At 56.3% G+C, this 13,653-nt stretch carries 12 protein-coding genes and 1 pseudogene; all 13 read left to right on the top strand.

From position 1 onward, the window contains the following. The 13 genes and pseudogenes from ADH66_RS08495 to ADH66_RS08555 all read left to right on the top strand — a co-directional run bounded on the left by ADH66_RS08495 (window position 1) and on the right by ADH66_RS08555 (window position 13,652). A pseudogene (locus ADH66_RS08495) lies at window positions 1-1,382 on the top strand (MATE family efflux transporter). A 128-nt stretch (window positions 1,383-1,510) separates the two neighbouring features. Beyond that, window positions 1,511-2,206 (top strand): ABC transporter ATP-binding protein, encoded by a 696-nt coding sequence (locus tag ADH66_RS08500; protein ID WP_066533524.1) that lies wholly within the window; start codon window positions 1,511-1,513, stop codon window positions 2,204-2,206. Continuing rightward, window positions 2,203-3,840: a putative ABC exporter domain-containing protein gene (locus ADH66_RS08505; protein WP_066533522.1), complete on the top strand. Its 1,638-nt coding sequence runs from the start codon at window positions 2,203-2,205 to the stop codon at window positions 3,838-3,840. Before ADH66_RS08500 ends, ADH66_RS08505 begins: the two co-directional genes overlap by 4 nt. Before the next feature lie 22 nt (window positions 3,841-3,862). Then, window positions 3,863-5,122 (top strand): GTPase HflX, encoded by a 1,260-nt coding sequence (hflX, locus tag ADH66_RS08510; RefSeq protein ID WP_066533520.1) that lies wholly within the window; start codon window positions 3,863-3,865, stop codon window positions 5,120-5,122. 2 nt (window positions 5,123-5,124) lie between these two features. Next, window positions 5,125-5,694 carry a hypothetical protein gene (locus ADH66_RS08515; protein ID WP_066533519.1) on the top strand — a complete coding sequence of 190 codons (570 nt, stop codon included), beginning with the start codon at window positions 5,125-5,127 and terminating at the stop codon, window positions 5,692-5,694. 111 nt (window positions 5,695-5,805) lie between these two features. Continuing rightward, the gene (locus tag ADH66_RS08520) at window positions 5,806-7,032 is read left to right on the top strand and encodes an argininosuccinate synthase (protein WP_066541541.1); all 1,227 of its coding nucleotides are present in this window, start codon (window positions 5,806-5,808) and stop codon (window positions 7,030-7,032) included. 15 nt (window positions 7,033-7,047) lie between these two features. Next, window positions 7,048-7,596, top strand: a complete 549-nt coding sequence (locus ADH66_RS08525; protein ID WP_066533517.1) for an NUDIX hydrolase — start codon at window positions 7,048-7,050, stop codon at window positions 7,594-7,596. A gap of 2 nt (window positions 7,597-7,598) precedes the next feature. Further along, window positions 7,599-8,984 (top strand): argininosuccinate lyase, encoded by a 1,386-nt coding sequence (gene argH / locus ADH66_RS08530; protein WP_066533516.1) that lies wholly within the window; start codon window positions 7,599-7,601, stop codon window positions 8,982-8,984. Then, window positions 8,984-10,024 (top strand): N-acetyl-gamma-glutamyl-phosphate reductase, encoded by a 1,041-nt coding sequence (gene argC, locus ADH66_RS08535; protein ID WP_066533514.1) that lies wholly within the window; start codon window positions 8,984-8,986, stop codon window positions 10,022-10,024. The genes argH and argC overlap by 1 nt, the downstream gene beginning before the upstream one ends. Window positions 10,025-10,046: 22 nt before the next feature. Next, complete coding sequence (gene argJ, locus ADH66_RS08540; RefSeq protein ID WP_066533511.1) at window positions 10,047-11,264, top strand: bifunctional ornithine acetyltransferase/N-acetylglutamate synthase; 1,218 nt, start codon at window positions 10,047-10,049, stop codon at window positions 11,262-11,264. Between the two features lie 10 nt (window positions 11,265-11,274). Beyond that, window positions 11,275-11,601: a hypothetical protein gene (locus tag ADH66_RS08545; RefSeq protein ID WP_066533508.1), complete on the top strand. Its 327-nt coding sequence runs from the start codon at window positions 11,275-11,277 to the stop codon at window positions 11,599-11,601. A gap of 13 nt (window positions 11,602-11,614) precedes the next feature. Continuing rightward, window positions 11,615-12,466: an acetylglutamate kinase gene (gene argB, locus ADH66_RS08550; RefSeq protein ID WP_066533506.1), complete on the top strand. Its 852-nt coding sequence runs from the start codon at window positions 11,615-11,617 to the stop codon at window positions 12,464-12,466. A 13-nt stretch (window positions 12,467-12,479) separates the two neighbouring features. Next, on the top strand, window positions 12,480-13,652 hold the full coding sequence (locus ADH66_RS08555; protein ID WP_066533502.1) for an aspartate aminotransferase family protein: 1,173 nt from the start codon (window positions 12,480-12,482) through the stop codon (window positions 13,650-13,652). Window position 13,653 lies beyond the last annotated feature (1 nt).

The following is a 13,653-nucleotide window of genomic DNA, read 5'->3' on the forward strand; positions in this document are numbered from 1 at the left end:
ATGAAGGGCACGACAAAGGTTAAAAAGGAACAGGACTTGGGCTCTGATAATATAGGAAAGCTTATGTTTACCCTGGCTGTCCCGGCTATAACCGCCCAGCTGGTAAATTGCTCTATAATATCGTGGACCGCATATATATCGGACATATCCCTGAGATAGGCTCTGCGGCGCTCACAGGCGTGGGCATCTGTTTCCCGATAATCATGCTGATTATGGCTTTCAGCTCTCTTGTGGCCATGGGCGGCGCGCCCCAGGCGGCCATAGCCATGGGCCAGCAGAACAACGAGAAGGCCGAGCGTATACTGGGCAACTGTTTCACAAGCCTGCTTATAGTGGCGGCGGCGCTTACAGCGGTGTTTCTCATTTTCGGCGAGCCAATACTCAGAGCCTTTGGGGCCAGCGACAACACTATCGGCTATGCCAACGACTACCTACAGATATACGTGATAGGCACGGTGTTTGTCCAGATTGCTCTCGGCATGAATATGTTTATCACCACCCAGGGCTTTGCCAAGATAAGTATGCTCACCGTAGTTATCGGCGCGGCGCTGAACATAGCCTTTGACCCGGTGTTTATCTTTGTGTTCAACATGGGTGTGCGGGGAGCGGCCCTGGCAACTATCATATCTCAGGGGGTTTCGGCCGCGTGGGTGCTGAAATTCCTTACGGGGAGAAAGACTACCCTGCGCATCAGAAAGCGCGGTATGAGGATAAGGCCGAAGATCCTGCTGCCGGTGCTGGCTCTGGGCGTATCGCCCTTTATCATGCAGAGTACCGAGAGCCTTTTGAGCGTGGTGCTGAACACCTCCCTGCTAAAGTACGGCGGGGACATCGCCGTGGGGGCCTATACTGTTATTGGCAGCGTTATGCAGATAGTCAACCTGCCTATGCAGGGCCTGTTTCAGGGGGCCCAGCCCATCACAAGCTTCAACTACGGCGCGCAGAACTTTGACCGGGTGAAAAAATCTGTGCGGCTTCTTACCACCACGGCCGTTATATATGGCACTCTGTTCTGGCTGGCGCTGATGCTGGTGCCCCAGGTGTTTGTGGGGATGTTTACCGGCGATGCTGAGCTGACGGAAATGACCGTCTGGGCTATGCGTATATTTTTGGCGGGAGTCTTCGCCTTCGGGTTCCAGGGGGCCTTTCAGAACTCCTTTCTGGCCCTGGGCCAGGCCAAGGTGTCCCTGCTGCTGGCGCTGCTTAGAAAGATAGTGCTTTTGATACCCCTTATCTTTGTAATGCCGCTGTTTTTTGAGAACAAGCTGTTCGGTGTGTTTATAGCCGAGCCCATTGCGGATATCACCGCCGCCCTTGTCACGACGATCTCCTTCCTCACATGGGCCCGCAGGAATCTGAATAGGCCTAAGGCAGAAATATAATATCAAAATGATATCAAACAAAAATCTTTCATATATCTTACGATTTTGTAAGGGCTCTTGCCTAGGGCCCTTTTACTGTGCTAAAATATATGGCTGTAAGCTTGCGAATAAGAGAAAGGGGTTTATTTATGCTGTCAATTAGCGGAGTCACAAAAAGGTACGGCAAGACCGTTGCCAACGACAATATCAGCTTTGCCGTTGGCGACGGGCAGATAGGGATACTTATGGGACCAAACGGCGCGGGAAAGTCCACCATCATCAAGTGCATAACCGGCCTTCTGCGCTTTACCGGGCGCATAGAAATAAACGGCGCGCTCAATAATACGGTCGAGGCCAAGCGCCAGCTGGGCTATATCCCGGAGATGCCCGCCGTGTACGACTTGCTTACCGTGTCCGAGCACCTGGAGTTCATACGCCGGGCATATAAGGTGCAGGACGAGGCCTACTCACAGCAGCTTCTGGAGCGCCTGGAGCTCTGGGATAAGAAGGATAAGCTGGGCAAAGAGCTTTCAAAAGGTATGCAGCAGAAGCTCTCTATCTGCTGCGCTTTGTGCCATAGGCCCAGGGTCGCCGTTTTCGACGAGCCGTTGGTGGGCCTTGATCCCCACGCCATCAAGGAGTTGAAGAATATCTTTAGGGAACTGAAGTCGGACGGCGTATCTGTGCTCATAAGCACCCACATGATAGACAGCGTCGAGGACTACTGGGACGTGGCGAACATCATGATGAACGGCCGGTTTGCCGCCACCATGCTCAACGACGGCAGCGAGGGTGAGAGTCTTGAGGACCTGTTCTTCCAGATAACAGAGGGGGGAGCAAAATGAGAAGCCCGCTGGTATACCTGACACTAGTTAAGCTGAAAAACCAGCTAAAGGAGGCTGTGAAGCATCCGGCAAAGCTGTTCTATGTGGTGTTCCTGGCCGCTATGCTCCTGCTTACCGCCATAGGAGGGCGGGACACGGAGATGGAGCTCCGCCCGCTCTCTGAACTGACGGCCATAATGGTACTGTTCTACAGCCTGATGTTCCTGATGACCTTTATCAACGGACTGAACGGCGGGGCGGGGAATTATCCCATGTTCACCCTGTCCGACGTGAGTATGCTGTTCCCGTCGCCCTTAAAGCCAAATAAGGTCCTGTTCTATGGCCTGACCCGGCAGCTGGGTCTGTCGCTTCTACTGGGTTTCTTCCTGCTGTTCCAATACAGTTGGATGCACGCGGCATACGGCGTTGGATATTTGCACCTGGTGCTGATAGTGTTGGGATATGCTCTCTGCCTGTTCCTTGGACAGATCTGCGCCATGGCGGCATATACCCGCACCAGCGGCAACGACAGCGCCCGGCGCGTGGTGAGATATCTTGTCTATGGCATAACCGTGGCTTTCGTGGCAGGGCTGATTTATAGCTGCATGCCGAAGATAACAGTTGGCGCAAATTCGGAGGAGATGCTTTCCTTTGCCCTGTACGGCGCTCTTGATGCGGGGGCGGAATTCCTCTCCGCTATAGGCGTTTTCTTCCCGGTGTCCGGCTGGGCGGCAGGGCTCATCGGCGGCGTATTTACCGGTGAGTACATAACAGCGGGCATATGCGCCCTGCTGATGCTGGCGGCCTTTGCCATAGCGCTGCTGTTGGTGATAAAGAATAAGAACAACTACTATGAGGACGTGCTGCAAACCGCCGAGGTGGCTCAGTCCGCCATTACCGCCAAGAAGGAGGGCCAGCCCGCCGAGGTGACCCCCAAGAAGGTGCGCGTGGGCAAGACCGGCCTTGATAAGGGCAGCGGCTCCAGCGCCATGTTCTATAAGCACCTTTTGGAGAACCGGCGCTCCGGGGTGTTCATGTTCTCCAAGATGACCCTGATCTTTATGGGCATCACCATAGGCTGCGCTGTCATGTACAGCTTCATATTTTCTGACGAGGGTGACAGCACCGCCGCCTTTGTGGCCGTGTTCACCATGAGCACTTATATGCAGATGTTCTCTGAGAGCATGGGCCGGTTCAGCTGGGAGATATCGAAGCCCTATATCTATCTTATCCCGGAGCCGCCCTTTAAGAAGCTGCTCTGGGCCACGGCGGAGACTCTGCTGGCCGACTGCGTAGAGGCGGTATTCCTGTTTGTACCCATCGGGCTTATCCTAAATATCGGCCCCATTGAAACTGTCCTCTGCATAATTGCACGGATATCCTTCGCGCTGCTGTTCACCTCGGGCAATATGCTGGTGGAGAGGGTATTCGGCACAGTGCGCTCCAAGGGCCTGATACTGTTCTTCTACATCATTTCGCTGATGATACTGGCGGCGCCGGGGATCGTGCTGGGCGTGCTGCTGCTGAGCCTGGAGCTTCTGCCGGGGTTTATCGGTATGCTGCTGGGCATTATAGCCGCCAACGTGCCCGTTGCGCTGCTGGTAATGTTCCTTTGCCGCAACGTGCTCCAGTATACGGAGATAAACGGAAGGTAAGATATAACGGAGGAGGGGTTCTATGTTTGAAAATGAGGAGAGCCGGGAGCGGGCGCTGCTGGTGTCCCTGGACACTGGGGAATACGATGCTGAAACCTCTTTAGCAGAGCTCTGCGAGCTTGTGGAGAGCGCCGGCGCGGACCCGGCCTTTACCCTTATGCAGAAGCGCCCTGCGCCGGACGCGGCCACCTGTATTGGCTCGGGCATGGCACAGGAGGCGGCGGAGCTGATAGAGCGGGAGGGACTGGACCTGTGCATATTTGACCGGGAACTGAGCCCCACCCAGATACGGAACTTAGAGGAGCTTTTCGGCGTTAGGGTAATTGACCGCACCATGCTTATACTGGATATCTTCGCCCAGCGGGCAAAGAGCCGGGAGGGCAAGCTCCAGGTGGAGCTTGCCCAGCTTCGCTATATGCTGCCAAGGCTCACGGGCCGGGGCACTGCCCTCTCAAGGCTGGGCGGCGGCATCGGCACCAGGGGCCCCGGCGAGACAAAGCTTGAGACGGACCGGCGGCATATCCGGCGAAGGATAGGGAGCCTGAAGGAGCAGTTGGAGGAGGCCGAAGCCGCCCGGGCGGTAACAGGAAAGCGCAGGAGGAAGAACTCGGTGATCTCTGTGGCTCTGGTGGGCTATACAAACGCCGGCAAGAGTACGCTTATGAACCGTCTGACCCAGGCGGGGGTATTGGCCGAGGATAAGCTGTTTGCCACCCTTGACCCGACCGCCAGGGCCTTAAAGCTGCCCTGCGGGAAGACGGTCATGCTGATAGATACTGTCGGCCTTATACGGAGACTGCCGCATCATCTGGTCGAGGCCTTCAAGTCCACCCTTGAGCAGGCGGCCACGGCTGATATACTTTTGAATATCTGCGACGCGTCAAGCGATGAAGCCCGGGAGCACCTACAGGTGACAGAGGAACTGCTCCAGAGCCTTGGCTCAGGGGAGCGCCCGGTGATACCTGTGCTCAATAAATGGGACGCGGTTGGGGACGAGGAGCTGGCCCCGCGCCTGCCGGGGGCGGTGCGCATCAGCGCGCTGAACGGCGAGGGGATTGACCGGCTGCTGGAAGCGGTGGAGGAGAACCTGCCCGAGAAAACCTTTGACGTAGAGCTGCTGCTGCCCTTTGCAAAGAGCGGCCTTGCCGCAAGGCTCCGGGACGAGGGCGCACTGCTTAGCGAGGAATATGTAGAGGAGGGACTGAGAATTACTGCCAGGGTTGATGGGCGGCTCTACGGCCTTGTAAAGGAGTATGACCTCAACCCAAGAGAGGAGGAGTGAGTATGTTTTACCATGCAAGCCCTACGCACTGTATTGAGGTGCTGGAGCCGAGAGTTTCTAATCATGGAAAGCCGCTGGTATATCTGTCGAAAAAGAGGGAGAACGTGCTGCCGTACCTTTCCAACGCTGTGGAAAAGTATTGCAGAGAGACCGGCTTTCCCCATGAGGGGCCCTGGTATAAGTGGGGCAGCTACGGCTTTTTTGAGGGAAAGCTGCGCATTGACGAATACTGGCCGAACGCACTTGAGGAGACCTATAAGGGAGTATCCGGCTATATCTACGCCGCCGAGACCGTGCCCGGGCGGGAGGAGCTGAAGGGCATCCCGGACGCTGTGATAACCTCAGAGCCGGTACCGGTCACCGGCTGCGAGTACGTGCCGGACGCATACGAAGCCCTCCTTATCGCGGCGGAGCTGGGACAGATATTTATACGCCGCTATGAGCAGCTGCCGGAGAAAATGCTGGCATGGATAGAAAGCTCTATCAAGCAGCAGTATGAGGCGGCGGATATCCCCACATACAAGCATTTTCTAAAGGGCAAGTTTCCCGAAATTACCGCCAGACTTGAATAAATGTATGACAAAAGGTCCAAAATGTATAATTATTCATTTTGGACCTTGATTTTTGGGATTTTAGTGTATAATGATGTATGAAAGAAAACATAGAGGGAAGGAATGTCCGTTATGGCTAAAGAAATAAAAAAGGTAGTGCTGGCGTATTCCGGGGGTCTTGATACTTCTATTATTATTCCCTGGCTCAAGGAGAACTACAATAACTGTGAGGTAATTGCCGTGTCCGGCGATGTGGGACAGGGTACGGAGCTGGACGGCCTGGAGGAAAAGGCCAAGAAGACCGGGGCCTCAAAGCTCTATGTGCTGGACCTGAAGGAGGAGTTTGTGCAGGATTATGTATACCCAACTCTGAAGGCCGGGGCTGTCTATGAGAATAAGTACCTGCTGGGCACGTCCTTCGCAAGGCCCATCATAGCCAAGGGCATAGTTGAAATCGCCAAGAGGGAGGGGGCAGACGCTATCTGCCACGGCTGCACCGGCAAGGGCAACGACCAGGTGCGCTTTGAGCTGGCAATAAAGGCTTACGCCCCGGACATGACTGTCATCGCCCCCTGGCGTATATGGGACATCAAGTCCCGGGAGGAGGAAATAGAGTACGCAGAGTCCCACAATATTCCTCTGAAAATAAGCCGCGAGACCAACTACTCCAAGGACAAGAACCTCTGGCACCTGTCCCACGAGGGCCTGGACCTGGAGGACCCTTCAAACGAGCCGCTGTACAATAAGCCCGGTTTCCTGGAACTGGGGGTATCTCCCGAGCAGGCCCCGGACGAGCCCACATATATCAGCCTGCACTTCGAAAAGGGCGTGCCTACGGCCCTGGACGGCGAGAGCCTTTCCGGCGCTGAGATGGTGGCGAAGCTCAACGAGTTGGGCGGCAAGAACGGCATCGGCCTTGCGGATATTATCGAGAACCGCCTGGTGGGTATGAAGTCCAGGGGAGTTTATGAGACTCCCGGCGGCACAATACTCTATCACGCCCATAACAAGCTGGAGGAGCTCTGCCTTGACAAGGAAACCTACCACTATAAGCAGCAGGTGGCCCTAAAGTTTGCCGACCTTGTCTATAACGGCCAGTGGTACACTCCGCTGCGCCAGGCCTTGTCGGCTTTTGTGGACAACACCCAGGAGACCGTCACCGGCGACGTAAAGCTGAAGCTCTATAAGGGCAATATTATCGACGCGGGAGTGACCTCGCCCTATTCTCTCTATGACGAGGACATAGCTACCTTCGATGAGGACGAGGTATATAATCAGGCAGATTCCGCCGGATTCATCAACCTGTTCGGGCTGCCCATCAAGGTACAGGCGAAGAAGGGCCTGACCTACGATAAGTAAGGGGAGGCCTCCTAGATGGAGCTGATAGATATATACGATAAAGACGGCAATAAGGCCGGCGCCGTTCGCGACAAAGAAGCGCCCCTTGGGCCGGGGGAGTACCGTATGGCTGTGGGTATGTGGATAGTGGACAGGGGCGGCAGGATATTCCTCACCCGCCGGAGCATGGAAAAGAAGTACGCCCCCGGCAAGTGGGAGAACCCCGCCGGTCACGTGCAGGCGGGCGAGGACCCGGTCCACGCCGTTATTCGGGAGCTCTTTGAGGAGACCGGCCTCACTGTCCAGGAGGAGCAGATAACTCTCCTTGGCCGCTCCTGCACTTGGCCGTACATCGGCCGGGACTTCGGGGTGCGCATGGACGTAGACTTGAACGATGTGCGTTTCCAGAAAGGCGAGACCTGCGACGCCAAATGGGTGACCTTTGAGGAGTTCGCCGAAATGGCCCGGGCGGGGGAGTTTGCACCCTCCCTTACGGACCATATGCGGGACTATAGAGATGCGTTTCTGGACTTCACCGAACACCCGGGCAGTACGGCTCTTGACTTCTTGACAGCGGAGGAATAAAAATGAAGCTATGGAAGGGCCGCTTTAAAAAAGAGGCAGATCCCAGGACCAACGATTTCAACTCCAGCATAGCCTTTGACAGCCGTATGTACCGCCAGGACATAGAGGGCAGTATTGCCCACGCCACAATGCTGGGGCGGCAGGGCATTATCAACATGGACGAGAGCGATAAAATATGCGCGGAGCTTAAAAAGATACGCAGCGATATAGACAGCGGTGTGCTGGCTATCGACCCGGACGCCGAGGATATTCATACCTTCGTGGAGCAGGAATTGACCTCCAGACTGGGAAACCCAGGCAAACGCCTGCACACCGGCCGCAGCCGCAACGACCAGGTGGCCCTTGACATACGCCTGACCCTCAGAGAGGACTGTGCGGGGCTTATGGAACAGATAAAGGAACTGGTGCGGGTGCTCTGCAAGAAGGCCGCACAGCACAGCGCAACGGTAATGCCCGGGTACACCCATATGCAGAGGGCCCAGCCGGTGACCTTCGGGCACCATCTGATGGCCTATGCCGAAATGCTCCTGCGGGATATCTCACGTTTTGAGGACACCTTAAAGCGCATGGACCAGTGCCCCCTTGGCAGCGGAGCCTTGGCCGGGACCACATACCCCCTGGACCGGGAAATGACAGCAAAGCTTCTGGGCTTTTCATCACCCACCCGGAACAGCCTGGACGGCGTGTCCGACCGGGACTTCTGCGCGGAGATAGCCTTTGCGGTCTCGCTGTGCATGGTGCATCTCTCCCGGCTCTGCGAGGAGCTGGTGCTCTGGTGCTCCTGGGAGTTTAAGTTTATCGAGCTGGACGACGCGTACTGTACTGGCTCAAGCATAATGCCTCAGAAAAAGAACCCGGACCTTGCGGAGCTTATCCGGGGGAAATCCGGGCGGGTCGTTGGGGACCTTACGGCCCTCTTGACCATGATGAAGGGACTGTCGCTGGCCTATAACAAGGATATGCAGGAGGACAAGGAGGCTGTGTTTGACGCGGTGGACACCTTAAAGCTCTGCCTGACCCCTCTGACACCCATGCTGGAGACAATGAAGGTTTTGGAGCGGAATATGCGCAAAGCGGCGGCGGGCGGCTTTATAAACGCTACGGACTGCGCGGACTGGCTGGTGGCCTCGAAGGGCCTGCCCTTTAGGGACGCTTACAGGATAACCGGCGAGGTTGTGGCTCTGTGCATTGAGCATGGCGAAACCCTGGAGAGCCTTCCCTTAGAGGAGTATAGGCGCGTGCACCCGGCCTTTGACGAGGGCGTGTATAACGTTATTTCTTTGGACAAATGTGTTGGTGACCGAAAGGTGCTGGGCGGGCCCGCGCCGGAGAATGTAAGGGCCCAAGCGGAATATGTGCTGGCGTTGCTGGAAAGAGGAGAGGGATAATGAACAGAGTAAAGGTTGGAATTGTGGGGGCTACAGGTTATGCCGGGGTGGAGCTCTGCCGGCTGATAATGGGCCATCCCCAGGCGGAACTGTCAGCTATAAGCTCGGTGAGCTTTGAGGGCAAAACCCTTTCGGAGGTGTACCCGGCATACTTCCATATGTGCGACATGATATGCGGAACCCAGGAGCAAGTGCTGGAAAAGAGCGAGGTTATTTTTGCCGCGCTGCCCCACGGGCTGTCCCAGGAGCTGGCGGCCCAGTGCGTGAAGGCCGGTAAGGCGTTCACAGACTTGGGGGCGGACTTCCGGCTTGAGAGCGAGGAGGAATACAAGGAGTGGTACGGCGGCAGCTTCACGGATAAGGCGCTGCACCAGGAGGCGGTGTACGGACTGCCGGAGCTTTTCCGGGAGCGGATAAGGGGTAAACGGCTCATAGCGAACCCCGGCTGCTATACCACAGCCGTGCCCCTGGCTCTAGCCCCGGCCTTGGAGGCGGGGCTAATACAGCCGGAGGGGATAATTGCAGACTGCAAGTCCGGCGTGACCGGCGCGGGGCGCAAGCCCACCCAGGGAAACCATTACCCGGAGCTGAACGAGGGCTTCACCGCCTATAAGGTCGCGGCCCACAGGCACACCCCGGAGATGGAGCAGACCCTTTCGCATATAGCCGGACAGAAGATAAAGCTGACCTTTGTGCCCCATCTGCTGCCCATAAACCGGGGAATATTGGCCACCTGCTACGCGAAGCTGGCTCCGGGCGCGGAGCTTGCCGCCATACGCAAAGCTTATGAAAATCGCTATGCCGGGGAGTTCTTCATTCGACTGCTGCCAGACGGACAGTGCGCAAATGTGAAGAATGTGCGCTGCACAAACTTCTGTGACATATCCCTTTTTGCTGACTCGCGCACCGGCACCTTCATAGCTGTTTCGGCTATTGACAATATGGTGAAGGGCGCGGCGGGCCAGGCCATACAGAACATGAATCTTGCCCTGGGCATTGACGAGACTGCCGGGCTTAAGCTGGTACCGCCGGCGTTTTAAAAAATTTTTAGGAGAATGAGAAATGGAATTTATCAAGGGCGGCGTAACCGCCGCCAAAGGCTTTTCAGCGGGTGGCCTCCACTGCGGGATCCGCAAGAATAAGACGAAGCCGGATCTGGCACTTATCCTCAGCGACCGGGAATGTGCCGCCGCCGGGGTCTATACCCGCAATCTGGTGAAGGGAGCGCCCATAACGGTCACCCAGAGGAACATAGCAGACGGCAGAGCCTGGGCCGTCATTTGCAACTCCGGCATAGCAAACACCTGTGCCCCGGACGGCCTTGAAAAGGCCGAAGCCATGTGCCGCGTGGCGGCCTCGGCGCTGGGGCTGAAGCCGGAGGACATTATAGTGGCCTCCACTGGCGTTATCGGTCCGTCTCTGCCAATAGAGCCCATAGCCAACGGCATAGAGGAGTTGAAGGCCTCCCTTAGCGGGGAAGGCTCTCTGGCGGCGGCAACGGCTATCATGACCACCGACACCGTACCAAAGGAGGCCGCCGTTAAATTTACCGTGGGCGGAAAAACTGCCTATATGGGCGGCATATCAAAGGGCAGCGGCATGATTCACCCCAATATGGCCACCATGCTCTGCTTTGTGACCACCGACTGCGCCATCGACCCGGCACTGCTGCAAAAGGCCGTTAAGACCGCCGCCGACGCCACCTTCAACATGATAAGCGTGGATGGCGACACCTCTACCAACGACACCTTTATGGTGCTGGCAAACGGAGCTGCCGGGAATGTGGAGATTACAGAAGAAAGCGAAGATTATGCCGCCTTTGTAGAGGCCCTTACGGCGGTTGGGCGGAGGCTTGCCATGATGATGGCGAAGGACGGCGAGGGGGCCTCAAGGCTGATAATCTACCGGGTGAGCGGGGCCCCGGACCTTGAGACCGCCCGCACAGTGGCCCGCGCCGTCAGCAGCTCCACACTGGTAAAGGCCGCCTTCTTCGGGGCGGACGCCAACGCCGGGGGGCGGGCCATGTGCGCCGTGGGCTACTCCGGGGCCCGGGTGGACGTGGAGAAGATAGACATTGCCTTTAAGTCCGCAAAGGGCAGGGTAGAGGTGGTGAAGTTTGGCCTGGGCATAGAGTTCTCCGAGGAGCTGGCCCTTGAGGTCCTAAAGGAGCCGGAGATAGAGACGCTTATAGACCTGCATATGGGAGATGTATCCGCCGAGGCCTATGGCTGCGACCTCACCTACGACTACGTGAAGATAAACGCGGACTACCGCACTTGAGGAGGGTAATATGCTGGAAAAGCTCGGCGTAAAGAGCCGGTGGGATATTGTTCCGGCGGTACTTTCGGTGCTGCTGTACCTAAACTTTATTGTGTTTGTGATATTGCTTTTTGCCGCCACCGGCGTGCTGCTCCTATATGCAGCGCCGTCACTGCTGACGGCGGCGCTGCTTATCGCGGCAATCATTACCCATCTTATTACCAGGAGGAGGTCGTCAAAGCTCTGGCGCAGGCTGCTGCTGGGCGGGATAGCGGCTGATTTCCTTATAATTATATTCTTTGTGGCAGCGGTCCTCCTGTTCATATTCGCTTGGGGCGGTTTGGCGGCCACAAATTGAGAGGGGCGGAAAAATGCAGGTATCAAACAGCGAGAGGGCTAATATCCTTGTGCAGGCCCTGCCGTATATCAAAAAGTACGCAGGGGCCACGGTGGTGGTGAAGTACGGAGGGAACGCCATGCTGGACGACGAGCTGAAATCGGCGGTTATGAGCGATATCGTGCTGATGCAGTTGGTGGGCATAAACGTGGTGCTGGTCCACGGCGGCGGGCCGGAAATAAACGCCATGCTGAAAAGGATCGGCAAGGAGAGCAAATTCATCGGCGGTATGCGCTATACGGACGAGGAAACTATCGGTATCGTTCAGCAGGTGCTGGCAGGGAAGGTGAACAAGGACCTTGTGCAGCTTCTTGAGGACGCGGGTGGCAGGGCCATAGGGCTTTGTGGCCTGGACGGTTCGTTATTAAAGGCAGACCGGCTGGAGGAGGACCTAGGCTTCGTGGGGGAGATAAGGGAGGTCAATGTGGATATCCTGCGTGACGCCGCCCAGAACGGCTATATCCCCATCGTTTCTACTGTAGCGGCGGGCTATCACGGCGAGGTGTACAACATCAATGCGGACATTGCCGCCGCTCGGATAGCTGCGGAGCTGGGGGCCATGAAGCTGATACTTATGACGGACGTATGCGGCCTTTTGCGGAACAAGGATGACGAGAACACCCTTATTCCGGTGGTGAACGTCAGCGATGTGCGGAGACTCAAAAAAGAGGGCGTGATAAACGGCGGCATGATACCCAAGATAGACTGCTGTGTGGACGCGGTCCGCCGGGGTGTGAACCGGGCCCATATAATTGACGGGCGCATCGCGCATTCGATCCTCGTGGAGCTTTTCACCGACGAGGGCATCGGTACTATGTTCTATTAGGAGAGATCAGGCTATGAAATTTCAAGAGATAAAGGACCAGGAGCAAGAGTATATCATACACACCTACGGCAGAGTGGACGCGGCGCTGGTAAAGGGTAGAAACGCTACCGCCTGGGATGTGGAGGGCAGGGAGTATATTGATTTCACCTCTGGCATAGGTGTGAACAGCCTTGGATACAGCGACCCGGATTGGACTGCCGCCGTGTCAAAACAGGCAGGGGAGATTCAGCACCTATGTAACTATTACTATTCGCCCCAGAACACAGCCCTTGCACAGGAACTGTGCACAGCCGCCGGAATGGCCCAGGCTTTCTTCTGCAACTCTGGGGCAGAGGCCAACGAGTGCGCAATAAAAATAGCGCGGAAATATGGGGAAAAGCGGGGCGCATATAAAATTGCCACCCTTGAAAACTCCTTCCACGGACGCACCCTGACGACCCTGGCCGCCACCGGCCAGGAGGGCTTCCATAAGGATTTTCTGCCCCTTACAGAGGGTTTCCTATACGCCAAGGCGGGCGATATCAAGGCTATGGACGCGTTATTAGATGGCAGTGTATGCGCCGTTATGATAGAGACCGTTCAGGGCGAGGGCGGTGTGGTGCCCATGGACCCGAATTTCCTTAAGGCTCTCGGCGAACTATGCCATGAGCGGGACGTGCTTCTAATTATCGATGAGGTACAGACAGGAGTGGGCCGCACGGGGCATTTTTACAGTTATCAGGGCTATGGCGTTCAGCCTGATGTGGTGACAAGCGCCAAGGGTCTTGCGGGCGGCCTACCCATAGGAATATGTCTGGTGGCTGAAAAGCTCCGGGATATCTTGAAGCCCGGCCAGCAGGGCTCCACCTTCGGCGGCAACCCGGTGGTATGCGCCGGGGCCAGAGAGGTGGTCCGGCGGGTAAGCTCCCCGGAGTTTTTGCAGACTGTCCGGGAGAAGGGGGAGTATATTTCCAAGAGACTTGAGAAGCTTTTCCAGGTGGAATTTGTGCGGGGCAGAGGGCTGATGCTTGGGATCAAGCTGAAATCCGGCGACGCCCATGACGTGCTTGTAAAATGTGCCCGGCAGGGATTATTGGTGCTCACCGCTAAAGAGCTGGTGCGGTTCCTGCCGCCACTGACTATCACCATGGAGGAGATCGATAAAGGACTTTTGATATTTGAAAAAGTTTTGCAGGAGGAAAACTGAT

Origin of the sequence: Acutalibacter muris (assembly GCF_002201475.1) — a bacterium.
GTDB lineage: Bacteria > Bacillota > Clostridia > Oscillospirales > Acutalibacteraceae > Acutalibacter > Acutalibacter muris.